The sequence below is a fragment of the Bacillus cihuensis genome, from assembly GCF_000504145.1.
GTDB lineage: Bacteria > Bacillota > Bacilli > Bacillales > DSM-1321 > Peribacillus > Peribacillus huizhouensis.
Window position 1 is genome coordinate 429,907 of record NZ_KI632497.1, and the last position, 20,197, is coordinate 450,103.

16 protein-coding genes are annotated in these 20,197 nt (G+C 36.6%); 4 read left to right on the forward strand and 12 right to left on the reverse strand.

Going from position 1 to position 20,197, the window contains the following annotated elements; genetic code table 11:
* Positions 1-595: 595 nt before the first annotated feature.
* The 5 genes from V179_RS0120275 to V179_RS0120295 all read right to left on the reverse strand — a co-directional run bounded on the left by V179_RS0120275 (position 596) and on the right by V179_RS0120295 (position 6,925).
* Complete coding sequence (locus V179_RS0120275; RefSeq protein ID WP_028393088.1) at positions 596-2,515, reverse strand: heavy metal translocating P-type ATPase; 1,920 nt, start codon at positions 2,513-2,515, stop codon at positions 596-598.
* A gap of 462 nt (positions 2,516-2,977) precedes the next feature.
* Positions 2,978-3,268: a YxcD family protein gene (locus tag V179_RS0120280; protein ID WP_028393089.1), complete on the reverse strand. Its 291-nt coding sequence runs from the start codon at positions 3,266-3,268 to the stop codon at positions 2,978-2,980.
* On the reverse strand, positions 3,256-3,693 hold the full coding sequence (locus V179_RS0120285; protein WP_034302084.1) for a hypothetical protein: 438 nt from the start codon (positions 3,691-3,693) through the stop codon (positions 3,256-3,258). The genes V179_RS0120280 and V179_RS0120285 overlap by 13 nt, the downstream gene beginning before the upstream one ends.
* A 216-nt stretch (positions 3,694-3,909) precedes the next feature.
* The gene (locus V179_RS0120290) at positions 3,910-5,325 is read right to left on the reverse strand and encodes a C40 family peptidase (protein ID WP_051405059.1); all 1,416 of its coding nucleotides are present in this window, start codon (positions 5,323-5,325) and stop codon (positions 3,910-3,912) included.
* A 619-nt stretch (positions 5,326-5,944) separates the two neighbouring features.
* On the reverse strand, positions 5,945-6,925 hold the full coding sequence (locus V179_RS0120295; RefSeq protein ID WP_028393092.1) for a Gfo/Idh/MocA family protein: 981 nt from the start codon (positions 6,923-6,925) through the stop codon (positions 5,945-5,947).
* Between the two features lie 214 nt (positions 6,926-7,139).
* On the opposite strand from V179_RS0120295, the gene V179_RS0120300 reads away from it, so the two are divergent.
* Positions 7,140-7,925 (forward strand): SDR family oxidoreductase, encoded by a 786-nt coding sequence (locus V179_RS0120300; protein WP_200868690.1) that lies wholly within the window; start codon positions 7,140-7,142, stop codon positions 7,923-7,925.
* 83 nt (positions 7,926-8,008) lie between these two features.
* On the opposite strand, the gene V179_RS0120305 is transcribed toward V179_RS0120300, so the two are convergent.
* The 5 genes from V179_RS0120305 to hmpA form a co-directional block, all read right to left on the reverse strand.
* The gene (locus V179_RS0120305) at positions 8,009-8,923 is read right to left on the reverse strand and encodes a proline dehydrogenase family protein (protein ID WP_028393094.1); all 915 of its coding nucleotides are present in this window, start codon (positions 8,921-8,923) and stop codon (positions 8,009-8,011) included.
* 386 nt (positions 8,924-9,309) lie between these two features.
* The gene (gene pruA / locus V179_RS0120310) at positions 9,310-10,857 is read right to left on the reverse strand and encodes an L-glutamate gamma-semialdehyde dehydrogenase (RefSeq protein WP_028393095.1); all 1,548 of its coding nucleotides are present in this window, start codon (positions 10,855-10,857) and stop codon (positions 9,310-9,312) included.
* Between the two features lie 478 nt (positions 10,858-11,335).
* A complete protein-coding gene (locus tag V179_RS0120315; protein WP_028393096.1) occupies positions 11,336-11,740 on the reverse strand; it encodes a GNAT family N-acetyltransferase in 405 nt (134 codons plus the stop codon).
* A gap of 162 nt (positions 11,741-11,902) precedes the next feature.
* Positions 11,903-12,301, reverse strand: coding sequence for a cytidine deaminase (locus V179_RS0120320; protein ID WP_034302089.1), 399 nt, complete (start codon positions 12,299-12,301; stop codon positions 11,903-11,905).
* A gap of 463 nt (positions 12,302-12,764) precedes the next feature.
* Positions 12,765-13,979, reverse strand: a complete 1,215-nt coding sequence (gene hmpA, locus V179_RS0120325) for an NO-inducible flavohemoprotein (RefSeq protein WP_028393098.1) — start codon at positions 13,977-13,979, stop codon at positions 12,765-12,767.
* A 172-nt stretch (positions 13,980-14,151) separates the two neighbouring features.
* Between hmpA and V179_RS0120330 the strand changes: the two genes are divergently transcribed.
* Positions 14,152-14,604 carry an RrF2 family transcriptional regulator gene (locus tag V179_RS0120330; protein ID WP_028393099.1) on the forward strand — a complete coding sequence of 151 codons (453 nt, stop codon included), beginning with the start codon at positions 14,152-14,154 and terminating at the stop codon, positions 14,602-14,604.
* 439 nt (positions 14,605-15,043) lie between these two features.
* Positions 15,044-16,024, forward strand: coding sequence for a DMT family transporter (locus V179_RS0120335; RefSeq protein WP_028393100.1), 981 nt, complete (start codon positions 15,044-15,046; stop codon positions 16,022-16,024).
* Between the two features lie 136 nt (positions 16,025-16,160).
* Here V179_RS0120335 and glpK read toward each other — a convergent pair whose 3' ends face one another.
* Positions 16,161-17,651 carry a glycerol kinase GlpK gene (gene glpK, locus V179_RS0120340; protein WP_028393101.1) on the reverse strand — a complete coding sequence of 497 codons (1,491 nt, stop codon included), beginning with the start codon at positions 17,649-17,651 and terminating at the stop codon, positions 16,161-16,163.
* 358 nt (positions 17,652-18,009) lie between these two features.
* Positions 18,010-19,344 (reverse strand): FAD-dependent oxidoreductase, encoded by a 1,335-nt coding sequence (locus tag V179_RS0120345; RefSeq protein ID WP_028393102.1) that lies wholly within the window; start codon positions 19,342-19,344, stop codon positions 18,010-18,012.
* Positions 19,345-19,613: 269 nt separating this feature from the next.
* On the opposite strand from V179_RS0120345, the gene V179_RS30820 reads away from it, so the two are divergent.
* Positions 19,614-20,006, forward strand: a complete 393-nt coding sequence (locus V179_RS30820; protein WP_152534789.1) for a hypothetical protein — start codon at positions 19,614-19,616, stop codon at positions 20,004-20,006.
* Positions 20,007-20,197 lie beyond the last annotated feature (191 nt).

Genomic DNA, 20,197 nt, shown 5'->3' on the forward strand with positions numbered 1-20,197 from the left:
AAGATCATAAGAATGAATAAGGAGTGGCGAAGTTTGCCACAGAGTATTACGACTTATGACCTTAAGTAAGGCTAAGAGTCGCAACTAGATCATGCAGATACCCCCACTTAAACTTCCTCGATTCCTCTAAGCCTTGAGATGGGGATGACTTTCCGTTAATGCGGGATAAATAAATTTGGTCTTTTGGATCTATATCAAAATAGCCTGCGTTTTACGAATCATTTTTATTTATCCTTTTATAAAAAAAGGCTCTTTTCGTAAAGATTGTTGTTTTTAGCAAGAAACCAATTCGAACAGATGTTGATCTTCGTTACAGGTGCGAGACTCCTGCGGGAAAAGCGTGTTGAGGGAGACCCCGCAAGTGCAAAGCACTAAGGAGGCTTCTGAGACCGCCTCTACAACGGAAATCAACCCGGGTTATTAGTGTAAAAATGATTGAAAAGCAACAAAGTATGTGAAAACAGCCTAAAAAAAAAGCAGTTGCCCCGAAAGTTTCTAACCTCACACTCCATACATCGGTTATTGTGTCATTTACACGTACCAACGATATAGAAATTGTGTGGGTTATTCCTTTGGGGCAACCGCCTTGGTATGATTAATTCTTCAGTAATCGTAAACTATTTAATATTACTAAAATTGTACTTCCTTCGTGACCAATAACGCCAAACGGGAGATCAAGAAACTGCAAGAAGTTAGATGCAATTAATATCATAATAACTGTAATAGAGAAAATTACATTTTGCTTAATGATTCGGTTCATTTTTTTCGATAATTTGACCGCTTCAGCAATCCTCGGAAGATCATTTTTCATCAGAACAACATCCGCTGTTTCTAATGCGACATCTGTTCCTTCACCCATTGCGATTCCGACTGATGCCGTGGCAAGCGCTGGCGCATCATTAATTCCATCACCGACCATCGCAACTGTACCATATTGTTCTTTCAGCCGTTTTACTTCATCCACTTTCGTTTCAGGAAGACAATCGGCAATATAGGCATCCACATGACTTTCCGATGCAATTGCATTTGCTGTTTTCTCGCCGTCTCCAGTAAGCATAATCGTATAAATTCCTTCTTGTTTAAGTGCTTCGATCGCAGTAATTGTTTCTGATCGAACAACATCTTTCAATGTAATAATTCCTGCGATTCCTTTATTATCTTTTGCAAAAACGATGGTTTTACCTTGTTTGGCAAAATCTAATGCAATGCCATTTTGGAATTGTTCCACTTCTTCACGACCAACAAATTCCGCTTTACCTACTTTCCATTGCACACCATCAAGATATGCTTGCACACCATATCCTGAGATATCTTCCATGTTCTCTGGCTTCAATAATTCTGTAGAGTACTTGTTTTTTGTATAGCGAACAATGGCCGATGCTAACGGGTGATTAGAGTAATTTTCAATCGACGCTACATATTGTAAAAAATCGGCTTCATTTACATCTTTACGAAGTACGAGATCGGTTACTTCAGGCTTTCCTTTTGTCAAAGTACCTGTTTTATCAAGAGCAATCGCTTGTAAGTTACCTAAGTTCTCTAAATGAACACCGCCTTTAAACAGGATTCCATGACGAGCACCGTTTGAAATTGCCGATAATGTAGCTGGCATGATCGATGCAACTAGTGCACATGGGGAAGCAACTACTAATAAAATCATCGCTCGATAAAATGTCTCCGTCCAACTCCATCCCAGCAGGAAATGAGGAGCAAACATCATCAATGCAACAACAGACAAAACTACTTTCACATACGTGCCTTCAAATCGCTCAATAAATAACTGAGAAGGTGATTTTTCACTTTGTGCTGATTGTACAAGTGTAATGATTTTTTGAAAAAGTGTTTCACTACTTGGCTTTGTAATCTCAACAGTTATCGTCCCGCGAAGATTAACCGTCCCTGCAAAAACCTCATCATTTACTGTTTTACTGACAGGAAAGGACTCACCCGTGATTGCAGCTTCATCCAAATTCGTCTTTCCATCATTAATTTTTCCATCAGATGGTACCCTTTCACCTGGCTTAATTAAGATTAGATCACCGACACGAAGCTGTGATACAGCTACTTTCGTTTCAATTCCGTCCGTAATTCTCAATGCTTCTTCTGGCTGTAAATCCATGAGTGCGGAAATTTCTTTATGGCTTTTATTCATCGTATAAGTTTCCAATGCACCACTTAATGCAAAGATAAAAATTAAGATAGCCCCTTCCGTCCAATAGCCAATGATTGCAGAACCAATTGCAGCAAGGATCATTAACATTTCTACATTCAATTCTTTATCGGCAATGGTATCTTCAATGCCTTCCTTTGCCTTCGCATATCCTCCAATAACAAATGCCGCTAAATAAGTAACGACTGAAGCAGTTGACATGCCAACAGACGAAAAAATCCATCCTAATAATATAAGAACCCCGCTAAATAAAGCAGCAATTAATTCGATATGTGGTAGTACTTTTTCATACCATGATGTTTGATATTGTGCAGGTTTTTGTAAGTGCTTCGTTTCAGCAAGCATCTTTTTTCCTCCTTTAAATGTCATAATTCTCAATGATACCAATTCTCATTTACACACTATTCAATTGAGAAAGATAATCAGCATCATTTGACTTATAATTAATCAAAATTGTTATTTTTTCTTCATAAACAGTAAAATTACGTATTTTTTTGTGAAAATCATTAGGATTATTTATATATTATCATAGACATTCAAAAAAATAAATAATAATAATTCTAATTTAAGATAAATTATAAAAAATCTTATTATAAGACTGTTTTCGTATGCTTTGTTGTTTTTATTTTATATTTAGACTACTATCCTTGATTGATTTCTGTTACAAGTATTCGCTTTCCGCAGGCGGTTTCAGGAGCCTCGTTTCTCAAATTTGTTACTTGCTAAAAAATACAAACTTTATGAAAAGAACCTATAAAAAAGAGGTTGTCCCAAAAGAATCAGATCCTTTTGGAACAACCTCCAGCCTTATTCTTTTACATAGGCGATGATGCCTTCGTTATCATCTAGTACAAGTTCAATACCTGCATATGGATCACGATTAAGCATATGATCAAGCCAAAGTCTTAACGCTTCAATAATATTTAGCATGATTAAGATTTGCTGCCTACCATTCACATAAACTTCTGCAGAAAATCCATAATCATCGTCATACATTAATTCCACTTCTACTTCCACCGGTCTTACTTGTTTCTTATCCGCGATATAAATGCAAATAGCATTAATAATATCTTGTTCAGAAATTTTTAGCCTCTCCATGGATTAGAGTTTTCTTTCTTTTTATTTTTAAAGAAGGTATAAATGCGTCGGATAATTGAGATGAGAATGATAATAGCAATCAAGTTCACTATAAAACCTAATACCGCACCAAGCCCTCCCATGTTAGCAAATAAGCTTCCAAATAAGAGGCCGGCCATTCCACCATAAAGAATCCCTTTCATTAATCCTCCTTTAGCCACAGGATTAGCCTTCGTATTTGTATTTGATTTTGTAGCGTCAGATTTCTTGTTGCTCTGGATGTTGGAATTCTTGTTGGTTGTACCCTGATTCGTATTGAACGATCTTTTTCCAGATTTATATGACTTAGCGCTTACAGTATCATCTTGTCCCAGATGAAACTGGCCTCCCACTGGAGCAAAAATCAGAGTGAGTGTCAAAATTGCAGTTATTACTTTCTTTAACATATATGGTCCTCCATTCAAAATTGGTATGAAGAGGTTTCACTCCTCAATTTTCTATACAATACTATATACGATTAAAAAAATAAAAGGTTTCACTTTATTAAAATAGTAATTCAAACAATTTAATTGGAATATTAATAGTTTCATGTTTAAAAATCTAATAATGCGGATAAATTAATAGGAGACAAGGATATCCCTGTCTCCTATTTTTATATTCTATTAAAAACGATGTACTCGTCCGTTGAAATGGTTTGCCCAATACCCACTTGACATATTTGCAATTGCAACACCCGTTGAACTTTGAGAACCGATAAATTTACCGCCGCCAACATAAATTCCGACATGTCCATTTTTCTTATAAGTATCAAAGAATACCATATCACCAGGTTGCATATCACTTGCAGGTACGCGAGTTCCATAATTTAACAATGTATCTGTGTTCCCAACCGAACCAAGGTTGATTCCAGCTTGAGCATATGCCCAGTAAACAAATGCAGAACAGTCAAATCTGCCATTGTTAATATCAGATTGCGATCTACCACCGCCAAATACATAAACAGAGTTACCTATATATTTATTACCAGCAGTAATTGCCGCACTAAGGTTTCGGCTTGGTGGAATGCTCACACTTTCTTTTGGTTCATCATCTTTGACAGTATCTTTACTAGGATTCTTTGTCGCTGAATTATTTGAAGTAGTTTTTGTTGCAGTTGTTTTTGTTGCAGTTGATTCTGAGCTATAATTTTTCTTAGTTGATTCATTCGGTACATATTTAGATGCTTCACGAGCTGCTTTTTCTGCTGCTTTTTCTGCTGCTTCTTCGGCACGTTTGTTCGCAGCTGCAATTTCCGCTTGACGATTTAGTTCTGCAGTAATATCGCTTTGGATTTTTACTACTTGTGCTGCTAAGTTTGCATCACGTTCTTTTAAGTCAGCAACTAGGGATGCTGTTTCTTGTTCTTTTCCTTTCAAACTTGCACTAAGTTGTAAGCTCTGAGACTTTTGCTCTTCAATTTGAGCAAGCATACCTTCTAGCTCTAATTTCATAGAAGTAAGGTCAGCTAGTTTAGTTTCAACTGCCGTTCTCTTTTCTTCCAACTCTTTCTTATCCGCTTCGTGCTGCTTTAAAATATCTTGGTCAGCTTCTACCATTGTAGCAACTGCGCCTACACGATCAATGAAGTTACCGAAGCTAGTAGCACCAAGTAACACTTCGATATAACTTGCATTCCCGCCGCTCTCTTGATAAGAAACTGCACGTTCTTTCAATACCTCATTGCGCTGTTCGATGCGTACTTGAAGAGCAACAATATCTTCTTTAAGCTGGTTGATTTCTGCATTTGTTTCGTTAATTTGAACCTTTGTTTCGTCAATTTTCGCGTTATTGTCTTTAATCGCTTGTTCAATACGCAAAATTTGCTCTGTAATTTTAGCCTGTTCTATTTGAAGTGTTTTTATCTTTGTAAGTGCTGAATTTATTTCAGATTGAACACCACTACGTTGTCCTTGAATAACTTGTTGTTGATTTTGCAAGTCACTAATTGATTCCGCTTTAACAGCTGGTACAGCAACGATGCTTCCCAAACCAAGCATTGCAGTAGTACTTAATACAAGTAATTTCTTTCTCAAAATCATTTTTCCCTGCTTTCTTCTCTAGCCAAATTCGCCAATTAATCTTTCTTTCTATGATTATGGAGAATATATATGAAACTAGAAATCTATGTATTATTTTTTCACTAAAAGTTATTTTTATAAAAGCTAAATATAGTGTCTCGTCTTTTTTACCTATAGTGAGTATAGCATCATAATTTGACAGTATGGTAATAAAATCATTACATTTATATTTCAATTGTTACAAAAAACCTCATTTTTTGCGTTTTTTCAAAAATATTGTAGTTTTTTTGGGAAATAATGCTATTGTAAGTGACTTAAAGATTGATTAACAAAACTATTTACCTAGTACAATTCACATAAAAGTTTAGGAGACTTTGATTCGTTGAGGTATTTCTTTTCTCGCTAATGTGGAAGAATTAAATAAACGGCTGTTTTCGTATACTTTATTGCTTATAAAATATTTTTACACTACTATCAACATCTACTCGAATTTGTTATTTGCTAAAAACAACACCCCTTACAAAAAGAGCCAAATAAAAAAGCTAGCATCCTGTTTTCAGGATTACCAGCTTAAAATTTGTGCGTGGTATTTTGCAGGGTTTATAATTAAGTATTAGAAGTCTCTTTATTAGATCACCTGTTAATCGTTTGGAAATCTCACTCCAATTTGTTTACGTGCCTCATCCATAATCTCCATCACGTGTAAGGAAGTATCCCATGCGTTCAAGGTTGATTCGTTTTCCCTAGATTGAATCAACTGAATAAATTCAGCAACTTCGTAATACATCGGTTCCATTTCTTGTTGGATACTGACATCTTCGATAGAACCGTCCCGATAGCGAATTTCAATCTTCTCAGGGCTTGAGATATGCTGGATCACCATCGTAGCATCTTCCCCATGAATTTCTGAAGGAAGAGTAGTATCGGTAATTTTGGAATACATGACGTTTGCCTGCATCCCATCATAATCTAGTAAAATACTACCTTGTGCGTCAGTTCCTGTGCCCAGTAAATATCCTTGAGCCTTGATTGTATTAGGTTTTCCAAATAACGCTACAAGCGGATAGATTGTATATACACCTAGATCCATCAAGGCACCTGTTGAAAATTCAGGGTTAAATGCGTTCAAGACTGTTCCATTTTTATAAGCATCATATCGCGATGAATACTGGCAATAATTCGCAAAAAATGTGCGAATCTTTCCAAGCTTGTCCAAATTATCTTGAATCACTTGGAAGTTAGGCATGACTGTCGACTTCATCGCTTCCATTAATACGACATTATTAAATTTCGCCGACTCTATCATCGCTTTTACTTCCTTAGCATTTGCTGCAAGTGGTTTTTCACACAGAACATGCTTGCCATGTTTCATAAACAGGATGGACTGCTCTGAATGGTATGAGTTTGGGGTTGCAATATAAACTGCATCAATCTCCTCACTTGCTGCCATTTCATTTAAATCCGTAAACGTTAAATCTGCATCGTATTTAGCGGCAAATTCACGTGCACGATCTTCCGTACGTGAAAATACAGCCTTTAACACAAAATCGTCATGTTTACCTGCAGCTTCTAACAATCGTTCGGTAATCCAGTTTGTACCAACAATTCCAAATCTAATCATATTCCCACTCCTTTAATTTCATATGCTTCTCTCTACTTTATAGTACCTTCAAACTGCTAATGAAGCTATTTATTAAGATAAATCGTAAGAAAAACATTACAGCAAATGTAATTTAGAATGTTTCTCCTATCAACATAATGGAAAATAATATAGTGTAACTCGCGACTTTTCAACCGATTCAATATTCTTAAATAATCAAAGGAGTGAAATGATAATGGAAAAGATTTTGCACAATCAAGTAGCCGTTATTACAGGCGGTAGCTCTGGAATCGGCAAAGGGGCAGCCTTAAGATTAGCAGAACAAGGTGCAAAAATTGCTCTGCTTGACCGAACGTATGAAAATGCTCTTCAAGCAAAAAAAGAGATAGAATCAAAAGGCAACGAGGTGATCATTGTCAAAACAGATGTATCTCAACCTGAACAAGTGGAACTTGCATTCAAAGAGGTGATGGATAATTGGGGGAAAATTAATATTGTTTTTGCGAATGCAGGCATTAATGGTGTGAAGGCACCAATCGAAAATATTACTCCAGAAGATTGGAATGAAACAATTCAGACGAATTTGCGTGGAACATTCTTGACGGTGAAATACGCTATTCCTTATCTTAAAGAAAATGGCGGTAGCATAATTATTACAAGCTCAATTAATGGGAATCGGACATTCAAAAATTTTGGCTTCTCAGTATATAGTACAACAAAAGCCGGACAAGTAGCGTTCGGAAAAATGGCGGCACTAGAGCTTGCACAATATAAAATTCGAGTTAACATAATCTGCCCTGGTGCCATTGACACAAACATCGATGACAATACGTATCCAGATGAGAAAAACTTGAAAAATATCATAATTCCTATCGAGTATCCAGAAGGGGCTCAACCCTTAGAACAAAAATCAGGGACTCCAGAACAAGTTGGCGAACTAGTTCTTTTCTTGGCATCTGATCTATCTTCACATATTACCGGAACAGAGATTTATATTGACGGCGCAGAATCATTATTGTAATCGCCGAAATTACGACTTCACGATAATTATTGATTCCTATTAGGCCTGTTTATAATAGATAGATTTTAACAGGCTTTGTTTCGTTATTTCGAAAATAAACCTTTAATGCCAAATAGTACATTCTGCGGTCTCTCAGCCATTCTCCGCATAAAGTAAGCAAACCAGTCATCGCCAAACGGAATATAAACACGCATTGTGTATCCTTCCTGCGCCAAACTCAATTGCATATCTTTTCTGAATCCAAAAAGCATTTGAAATTCAAATTGATCTTTCGGGATATTATTTTCATTGGTAAATTGTTTTACTTTCGCAATAATCTCGTGATCATGAGAAGCAATTGCCGTATAACTTCCACTTAATAAATGGGTTTTAATAATCTGCAAATAATTAGCATCTATTTCCCCCTTATTTTGGAAAGCTACTTCAGGAGATTCTTTATAAGCTCCTTTTACAAGCCTAAGATTGACACTTTTTAAATCCATTACATCCTGATTAGCACGATATAAATAAGCTTGGATTACGGTTCCAACATTATCGTATAGTTCACGAAGTTCCTTCAAAATATCCAATGTCATTTGGCAATGCGTATAATCTTCCATGTCGATTCGAACAAAATTATTGGTTGCCTTAGCAGTATCCAAAATTCGTTTCATATTTTGGACACAAAATTCTCGATCAATCTCCAACCCCAACTGTGTCAGTTTTACGGATAAATGGCTATTCACTCCAGTGGCACAGATAGCTTCCAATGTTTTCACATTATTCTCTGTTGCATGAATAGCCTCTTGTCTATCTGAAACAAATTCACCTAAATGATCAAGAGTACATACCAAACCTTTTTCATTTAGTTCTTGAACTTTTTTAATGGCACTCTCAATTGTTACACCTGCGACTACTTGTGATGCACCGAACCTGAGCCCCCATTTCTTCGCCGCCTTGTTTAAGGATACATTTCGAGAAACCCCTAAGAAGAAATTTTTCGAAAAATTAGCCAGCATATCGCCCCTCCTTGAATCATTATGTTACTGAGAAGTTCTAGATGGGTAACAAATTTGCCCCGGTGCCACCCATTTGCTTTATAGACGATTTTTTCCCGCATTAACGGCCAGTAACTTCTCCATTCTACGATTTTATGTAGATATATTTGCGCAATTTGATTAGAGAAAACTGGCCGTACATGCCCGATTGGTTCAACTAACCGTTAGCGAAAAGCTCATCGCTAACGGAAGTTTCACTTTATCCCGCATTAACGGACAGTAACTTCTCCAGTCTACGATTTTATGTAGATATATTTGCGCAATTTGATTAGAGAAAACTGGCCGTACATGCCCGATTGGTTCAACTAACCGTTAGCGAAAAACCCGTCACTAACGGAAGGTTCACTTTATAACGTTTCGCTCATTGTTTTTGCTTGCATATGCAAAATCAAATAATCTGGACCTCCAGCCTTTGAATCTGTCCCTGACATGTTGAAACCGCCAAATGGCTGATATCCAACAATAGCACCGGTACAAACTCGATTAAAATACAGATTTCCAACATGAAATTCTTTTTTGGCTCTTTGGATATGGTGACGGTTATTAGAGATCAATGCACCTGTTAAACCATAATCTGTATTATTCGCAATCTCCATCATATGATCGAAATCACGTGCTTTGCAAAAACCAACTACAGGCCCGAAGATTTCTTCCTGCATTAAACGTGATTTTTCATCTAAATCAGAAAAAATGGTAGGTTGAATGAAGTATCCCTTTGAATCGTCTCCTTCACCGCCAACTCTTAGCTTCCCTTCTTGCTTACCAATTTCGATATATTTCATAATTTTATTATATGAAGCTTGGTCAATAACTGGCCCCATATAATGACTCAATTTTTCTGGATTGCCCACTGTTATTTCTTTTGTTAATGCCACTGCTTTTTCTAACACTTCATCATATACATCTTGATGAACGACTGCCCGTGAGCCTGCTGAACATTTTTGTCCAGAGTAACCGAATGCAGATTTGACAATGGAATCAGCTGCAAGATCTAAATCTGCATCACGATCTACTACAACTGTGTCTTTCCCGCCCATTTCAGCGATTACACGTTTCAACCAAATTTGTCCCGGTTGAACCTTTGCTGCACGCTCATAAATCCGACAACCTATTTCACGAGAGCCAGTAAAGCTTACGAAGCGTGTTTTAGGATGATCGATTAGATAATCACCAATTTCACTTCCGTTTCCAGGTATATAATTAATGACACCAGTTGGCAAACCAGCCTCTTCGAGCACTTCTACAAATTTCGCGGCAATCACAGGCGTTGTATTCGCTGGTTTTAATAAAATTGTATTTCCAGAAACAATTGCAGCGGCTGCCGTTCCAGCCATGATGGCTAATGGGAAATTAAATGGTGAAATAATCACACCGACGCCTAAAGGAATATAGGTATATTGATTGATTTCTCCCGTTCGGCTCTGTACTTCTTTGCCGCTGCAAAGTTCAATCATTTGCCGTGCATAATATTCGAGGAAATCAATTGCTTCTGAAGTATCTCCATCCGCCTCACTCCAAGGTTTTCCTGCTTCTTTTACGAGATAGCTAGAAAATTCATGCTTGCGACGGCGAATAATCGCGGCTGCACGAAATAATATGGTAGCACGTTCGTTTGGATTTTGATTGCTCCATGATTTAAAAGAGGAGAGCGCAGTCTGCATAGCTTTTTCAGCCAGTGCTTGATTTGCTTTTGAAACAGTACCAATTACTTCATCGATAACCGCAGGATTATATGAGATAATTTGTTCTTCTGTCTTAATCCTTTCCCCCCCAATAATTACCGGGTATTCCTTTCCTAGTTCTGTTTGGACAAATGCTAATGCTTGTTCAAAATCTTTCTTATTTTTTTCAATCGAGAAATCTGTAAATGGTTCATGCTTATAATTGGCTGACACAGCTAATTCCCTCCTTGTATTATCAATCTTCTATATTCTCTTTTTCGTTCCACACTAACTTCGTCATGTCAGGAAAATCAGCACTAATCATTCATTTGATTACTTTCCCTACTAATATATGTACGATGGACTGGCTATAAAAATGTATAAAATATAGATATGATCCAAATACAATTCATTCAGTCGTTTAACTTTGAAAACAAGGATTGATTAAATTAGTACATGGAACCTTTATAAATGAACAAATAGAAAGAGCATGTTTCGAAAATGATTAATCAAAACATGCTCTTATTATCATCAAAGATCATTCTATTAAGTGAAACTTCAATCAGTAGGGGTATCTCCCACTACTGATTGTTTGTTGAACCAATCGGGATTTTACGGACAGTAACCCCACCTATGCTTCTTCGATTCCTCTAATTCTTGAGGTGGAGTTTTACTGCCCGTTAATGCGGGAAAAAATGGCCTCGATATTGTACTACAAATCTTTTTCCATAATAACGTAGGATTTACCTCCTTTTATAAAATTGGAGTTGGTAACTTGTAATCCAAATTTTTTATAAAAATCCACCTTATTCTTTCTAGCATTACACCAGATTCTCTTTAACCCACGGTACTTTGCTTCCGTTATGACAAAATCTAACAATGCACTTCCGTATCCCTTACCTTGTTCTTGTTGAAGAGTTGCAAATTTTCGAAATTGACCTTCTTCATTATTTATAAAAAGTGAGATGACAGAAATTAATATGTTTTCTTTAAAAAGACCAAAATGGATACCTAAATCATCATCTTCTAATTTTATAAAGTCAAAGGACTTATCCGGCCACATGACTTTATGCCTCAATTTCCATGCTTTTTCCTTATCTATTTTTGTAATCTCAATTTTCACGATAACCTCCTAGTTATTATGAATTGCTCCACTTATGGCAGAAACCTGCCCTTCAACTTAAGCATAAAAAAAGAGGATATTAGCTCATCTATTGAACTAATTATCCTCTAATAACCATCAATTAACAATATTCCTATAATTCAATAAAAAATATTTTTACATTTCTAAATCTGTGAATGCGTAAGGTAATAATTCCCTTAAGGTCAATTCTAATATATCTTTCTTCTCGTTAGTTAAATAAACTGGCATTTCAGGTAAACAGAATTCTGCTAAAACTTGTCTGCAAATGCTACAAGGCGGAAGAAAATCTACCGTATCACCTGCGACAGCTATAGCCTGGAAATCACCTTTTTTATAACCTTTGGCTATTGCCGTAAAAATGGCCGTTCTCTCAGCACAATTAGTTGCACCTAATGAAACATTTTCCACGTTCACTCCATTAATGACAGTACCATCTTTTAGTAATAATGCTACTCCAACTGGGAATTTGGAATAAGGTACATATGCTACTGCTTTCATCTTACGTGCACTTTCCATTAATAGCTCTTTATTCATATTATCCATCCTCTTTCAAATAAGAATGAACTTTTCACAGTTCCCTTAACGCCAACTTTTAGTTGGCAGGACTATTAATATTATATTTTTGCAAAATGTTTGTCAACATCAAAATATGTAGAATTTTATACTCTAAACAATGATTAGTAATTTACTCTTTTTCAATTGACTCTATTAAACTTGCCTTTCGATTAATCTGCTTTTTGTGGTGTAACTTCTATACCACTTAACAGTTCCTTCATCCAACTTCAGTTTACATTATCTTTTCACTTTTCATTATAAACAGATCCAAAAGGACGAAACATCGCTACTTTATTTCATTCCTACTACTGGATAACTTGTTATCTCTTTAATAACTCTAAAAAAAGCGATCAGAGACAAGTTAAGTGGTGAAATAATATGTGAAAAAAAGGCCAAACCTCGTCACTATTACATAGTAATTCGAGGCTTGATCCTTCATATATTATCCCAACTGAATAGCTGGTCCAAAAAATTCAAAATGGAATTGTTCTTCTGCTATACCACGATCCTTCAATAACCCTAACATCGCTTGTAAAAACGGAACTGGTCCGCAAATATAATAATTGGCTTTATCGTCCACTTCAAGACGGTTTAACATTTCAGCATCAACATAGCCCGCTTTTTCAAAATACTCTTCGTTCATATCTTCTTCACTTGGATCAGAATAAGCGAAAGATAAGCGGTAGTCGATAATAGACTCTTTTATTGCTTTTAATTCTTCCTTAAATGCTTGTGCTGTTCCATTTTGTGAGGCATGGACAAATGTTACATTTCGCTCAGGCTGTTTATCACTAATCGCATGTACCATACTCATAAAAGGTGTGATTCCAACACCTGCGCTTAAGAAAACAACTGGTGTATTTTGTTCCAGATTAAGGGTGAATCCTCCAGCTGGTGCTGTAAGTTCAATTAGATCGCCAACATTCATGTGGTCATGCAAGAAGTTTGATGTTCTTCCTTCTGGAGTGTTTGGCATAGACTCTCTTTTGACAGAAATTCGATAGCTATCTTTTCCAGGTGCGGCAGATAAGCTGTATTGACGATTCACTAAATATTCATCTCCAGCAATTTTGATTCGAATGGTCACATACTGTCCTGGTTGAAACTCCGGCAGAACTTTACCATCACTAGCTTTCAAATAAAATGAAGTAATAACCGAACTTTCTTTCACTTTATCAACAATAATAAAATCTTTAAAATCAAGCCAACCACCTTCTTGGTTTGTCGCGTTTTCATACATTTCTTTTTCTATGTCGATAAAGACTTGAGCAATAACGCCATATGCTTCTCCCCACGCTTGTAAGATTTCGTCAGTTGCAGCATCGCCTAATACTTCTTTAATTGCTGCTAATAAGTATTTTCCTACAATTGGATAATGTTCAGGCTTTACAGTTAAGCTGCGATGTTTGTGAGCTATTTGTTTTACAACCGGGATAATCGCTCCTAGATTGTCAATATGTTTGGCTGCTGCAAGCACGGTGTTCGCTAATGCGGTTTGTTGGCGACCTTTCTTTTGATTCGTTTGATTAAAAATATTTAGTAATTGTGGATAATCTTCAAATAAATGTTTATAAAAAATTGTCGTAATCTCGACACCTTTCATTTCTAATGCAGGGATTGTTGCTTTTACGATATCTTTTGTCTGTTGAGTTAACATATTTTGTTCCCCTCTCAAAACTAATATTATAAATACATCTTTATAATAAATTGCGCACCTTTCTAAAGCAATACTTTAAATACTTCTTTTCACATCCAAAGTTCAAATGTTTATTAATTTGTCACAATTATGCTAAGATGTAGACATCATATTTTAGTGAGGGATTACCAAGATGCGATTAACCAGTTATTCTGACTATTCGTTACGGGTATTATTATATTTGGCAATAAACAAACCGGATCAACTAGTTACCATTAAAGAAATTTCGGAAGCTTATTCGATTTCCAGTAACCATTTAATGAAAATTATTTATAATCTCGGGAAAATGGGGTATGTCGAAACCGTACGAGGACGGAACGGGGGCATTCGGCTCGACAAAAACCCCGAAGAAATTAATATCGGGGCACTTGTACGAAAAACAGAGGAAGATTTTTATCTCGTAGAATGTTTTAATGGTGAGGGAAATAACTGTGTAATCTCACCTGTTTGTTCACTTAAACACATGCTTAATGAGGCCCTGCAAGCATTCTTTTCTGTGCTTGATCAGTATACTCTTTCAGACATGGTCATGAATAAGCCAGTCCTTAGAGAATACTTTGATCAGGCAATAAATCATAAAGATTAATGTAATCGAATCCTCTAAAGCAACAACTCTTATGTTTCAAAAGAGAAGTGTTGCTTTTTTTCGTATGAAGGTTTGGGGCGGGGCTTCGTGACTTACTAATACAACCAGACTATTTATCGGGTATACTCAATTAATCGAGAAAGCATCCAAATCCTGGCTCCGCACCGCCACCATTGTATTTAGCGGAGTGTAGCGTGCAATAGGATTTATCCTTCATGGTAAATGGGTGGAGTTTTAACGCCATAGGTGTTATGTATGACGGGTAAAACCGAAAATTTACTATTATTTATCCGTTTTACTCTACGAAATATTGCATTGCAAACCACCTCAATCTTCAATATATTTATGTTAAGATAAAAAATACCACATAATCTATCAAACACTTATCTTTTTAATAGAAGATAACCGCCAAGTAAACCGTTGAAATGAGGTGAATACCATGAAGCCGATTTTATTAGGTATTTTTGCAGCTTTCTTTTTTGCCTTTACTTTTGTCCTAAATCATGCGATGGAATTGTCTGGTGGGAGCTGGATTTGGAGTGCATCGCTACGCTACATCTTTATGGTTCCCTTTCTCCTAATCATAGTGATCTCTAGAAAAAATCTTCGACCACTTCTTAAGGCAATGAAAGAACAGCCTAAAACATGGCTGTTGTGGAGCTTCGTCGGCTTTGGATTATTTTATGCGCCACTATGCTTTGCTTCTGCCTATTCTCCAGGCTGGTTAATCGCAGCAACCTGGCAAATTACCATCATTTCCGGAATGCTGCTTGGCCCCCTATTCTTAGAAACGCTTCAAACAAAGAATGGAATGGTACAAACACGGGGAAAAATCCCTTTAAAAGGGTTGATGCTTTCATTCATTATTTTACTAGGAATCATTCTTATTCAACTGGAACAAGCGAGTACAATTTCTACACCGACACTTATTCTAGGTATCATTCCGGTATTAGTTGCTTCATTTGCCTATCCGCTCGGAAACCGAAAAATGATGGATGTCTGTCAAAATCGTCTCGATGCCTATCAGCGAGTTTTAGGTATGACGTTAGCCAGTCTCCCATTTTGGCTACTACTTTCTATTTACGGATTAATAACTGTCGGAGTTCCTAGCAAAGCACAGACCACTCAATCTGTCTTAGTTGCCGTTACATCTGGAGTAATCGCAACCGTACTCTTTTTTCAAGCAACCGATTTAGTTAGAGGCAATATGCAGAAGTTAGCAGCTGTTGAAGCAACACAATCAATGGAGGTACTTTTCACACTTCTTGGAGAAGTAATTTTCTTATCCATTGCACTACCTTCCAACTTGTCTTGGATTGGTATTATTATAGTCGTAGTTGGTATGGTCCTTCATAGCTTTGCTTCTCATTCTAAAAAAGACACAAAGCCAGTCAATATTAACGATAGCATGATTCATTAATATATATTATATTGGCTTTTCATTTCCATTCAGAAAAGAGCCCCTTACTAGAATGACAAGTTTCAATTCTAGTTAAGGGCCCTGAATTTTATACTTTAGTTTTAGATCAGACGATCATAGATGCTTTTTGTGAAAATTATTTAAACGCTATTGCAGCATGAACTGCCTTTTTCCAGCCTTCGTATAATTCTTCCCTTTTTTTATGATCCATTGATGGCTCAAATGCTTGATCTATCCCCCACTGTCTAGCAATTTCATCTTGATTTTCCCAATACCCAACTGCTAAACCAGCCAAATATGCAGCTCCGAGTGCGGTTGTTTCATTAATGATAGATCGTTCAACCGGAACATTTAACAAGTCGCTTTGAAACTCCATGAGGAAGTTATTTTTCACAACACCGCCATCGACGCGCAGTGTCTTTAATTCAATGCCTGAATCTTCTTTCATCGCTTCAAGGACATCCTTCGTTTGATAGGCCAATGATTCTAAAGTAGCTCTTATAAAATGCTCCTTTCGAGTTCCTCGGGTAATCCCAAATGCAGCTCCACGTACATCACTGTCCCAATAGGGTGTTCCTAAACCGACAAATGCTGGGACTATATATACTCCATCTGTACTATCTACTCGTTTTGCATAACACTCACTGTCCTGAGCATTTTTTAACATTCTCATACCATCCCGTAACCATTGAATGGCAGACCCTGCTACAAATATACTGCCTTCTAGGGCATAGTTAATTTTTCCATCTAGTCCCCATGCAATAGTTGTAAGGAGCCCGTTTTCTGATCGAACCGCCTTTTCTCCCGTATTCATCAACATAAAACATCCAGTTCCATAAGTGTTCTTCGCCATTCCCTTGTCAAAACAAGCCTGACCGAATAAAGCTGCCTGCTGATCTCCTGCCACACCTGAAATCGGAATTTCCTGACCGAAGAAATGATGATCCAATGTATTGGCATACACTTCAGACGAAGACTTCACTTCCGGAAGCATAGATTTAGGAACCGTTAAAATTTCAAGAAGTTCATCATCCCACTGCAAATCATATATATTGAACAGTAAAGTACGTGAAGCATTCGTATAATCTGTCACATGGGCCTTACCACCAGACAATTTCCAAATCAGCCATGTGTCGATTGTTCCAAATAACAGATTTCCTGCTAGCGCTTTCTCTCTTGCCCCCTCGACATGATCGAGTATCCACTTTACTTTCGTGCCGGAGAAATAAGCATCAATTAATAAACCTGTTTTTTCTCTAATTAAATCGTCATGTCCCAATACTTTTAATTCATCGCAAATATCGCTTGTTTGGCGTGACTGCCATACTATTGCATGGTAGATAGGTTTTCCTGTTTCTTTATCCCATACTACAGTTGTTTCTCTTTGGTTCGTAATCCCAATCCCAGCTATTTGTTCTGGTTTTACGCCGGATTCAGATAAAACACTCGCAATGACCGCAAGAACGGATCCCCAAATTTCATTCGCATCATGTTCAACCCAACCTGGTTTCGGGAAATATTGTTTAAATTCCTGTTGTGCAATATGAATGATCTCCCCTTTTTTATTAAATATCATCGCTCTTGAACTTGTTGTACCTTGGTCTATAGATAAAATAAACTTATCCATGTACGATCGCCCCCTTTATTTCTCCCTACAACTTCTTTAAATTGATCCTATAATTATCTTTTTTCAAAAAAGCATTTGTTCATTCTAATCATACCCAGCATACAATAATCATAGATCAAAAAATTCTAAAATTTCACTTTCACTGCTAACTTTTTGAAAAACAACAACTAATATCCTACTAATCGTTGCAAACACCTTAAAAATACTTTACATTGTCTACTCATAAAGGATTACACCAAATTCCTATACTACATGCTGGTAGCCTATTTAATTATCCACAAAAGAAAAAAAGCCTATAGAGAAATTGATTTCTCCATAAGCTCCTTATTACTACAAGCATACAAACTTGAATTTTCTATTACTTTGACATGGCTTGTAAGCCTGCTTGATTCAGAATGTTCACCGGTTTATTGAAATGCGGTTGGAAAAAGAAATCCACATAGGCCAGTTCTTCAATCGTCATTTCATTTTGAATACAAACAGATATCGTATTAATCGATTGTGTCATATCCGCTTTAGAAATGACTTGGGCACCGATGATACGGTTAGTTCCTACTTCATAAACTACTTTTAACATGACCTCTTCGTAAGTCGGCATAAATTCTGGTCTATTGTTTTCTTTAATTGTGATACTTTTCACATTCATATTTACAAGTTTTGCAGCACTTTCAGTAAGCCCTGTTGAAGCCATATTATAGTCATAAATATGCAAGCCTGAAGTTCCTTGTGTTCCCATATATTTAATTGTTGGTTTTAATAAATTTTTCGCCACTAAAGCCCCCATACGGACAGCATTTGTTGCGAGGGGGATATAAGCATGCTGTTTAGTCGGATTGTACATGATCGCACAGCTATCTCCTGCTGCAAACACTTGTTCTTTACTTGCTTGCATGTATTCATTAACTTTTATCGCACCGTTTGGCAGCATATCCACTTGCCCTTTTAAAAGATCAGTATTCGGTCGGAAACCTACGCAAAGAATCACAAGGTCTGCCTCGTATTCTCCTTTTGTAGTGACTACTTTTGCTACTTTTCCACTTTTTCCTTCGAAATGTGTGACAGTTTGATTCAATGCCATGTTCACACCGTGATTGATTAATTCCGCTTCAATCATATCTGTATATTCTGCGTCTAAATACTTGCTTAATATGCGATCCTCGCCGTCGATAAAGGTTACTTCTTTCCCGTATACTTCAAATGCTTCGACTAGTTCAACACCGATATACCCAGCGCCAATTACAGCGATTTTCTCTGCTCGTTTAGCTTTTTCAATGATTTGATTAGCATGATGAAAATTTTTACATAATACAATATTGTCTTGATTAATTCCAGGAATGTTCGGAATAACCGGCCAAGAACCTGTAGTCATAACTAATTTATCAAACGAGTCTTCAAATATTTCTTCTGTGTCTAGATTTTTAGCGATTAAAATATTTTTATCTGTATCAATAGTCAATACTTCATGTTTCATCTTCATATTGGCTCCGAGCTTGGCGAGTTCATTTGGAGAAGAATAGAATAAGCCATTTGGATCTTTCGCTACTCCGCCGACATAAAGAGCAATACCGCAAGATAAAAATGATACATTATCATTTTTCTCATACACTGTAATTTCCACTTCAGGATATAATGCTGCTATATTTTTAATTGCTGCTGTTCCAGCATGAGTACATCCAACTACTGCTACTTTCATATTTAACGCCTCCCAGAAATATGAGCCTATTTGTGAAATATTTCACAAACTTTATGATGCAATTATATAAAATATATTAAAAAAGTGCAACATAGGAGATCAAAATATTTTTTAACTGTACAATAACACAAAAAAATGAAGCGAATACATTAGGATCCATTCAGTACCTTTAAAAATATATTTTTCTGTAATAATAGGGAATAACCCAAACATCTTGTCCGTAGTATTCATAAGATACCATGTACTAAAAAACAAAGGAGTGAAATTTAATGAGTTACAATAATAACTATGGTGGCTACGGTTCGGATTATGAGGGTTCCCATAATAATCGTAATCGTCAACGTAATCGAAATGTGGATATAAACATTCGCAATACAAACACTAATAACAATGGTGGCAAACGTTCACATTCTGACGATGGCTATGGTAATGAGGTTTCCCATAATAATCGTCATCGTAAACAAAATGGGAATATAAATATTAATATTCACAATACAAACACTAATAATAACCGTCAAGAGCGCGAGCGCGAGCGCGAGCGCGAACGCGAGCGCGAGCACCATCGCGAGCGCGATTGCGATTTCAACAGATTTGATCGCGATTGCGATTTCAACAGATTTGGATGTTTTAATAGACGCAGATGTTGTCCTTTCTTCTTCTAATTCACTAAATCTAATAAATCTACGGTTCTTCGTGCTGCCCGTTTCTCTTAGAAACGGGCAGTTTTTTTAGCCATTTTAAACACATCTCTTTTCATTTATCCATCTTTTTATCCTAATACTTATCGTAGTATGGCTACTTTTTCTACTTTCAAGTTTATCCTTGCTATTTATCATGAATTTGAATAACCGAA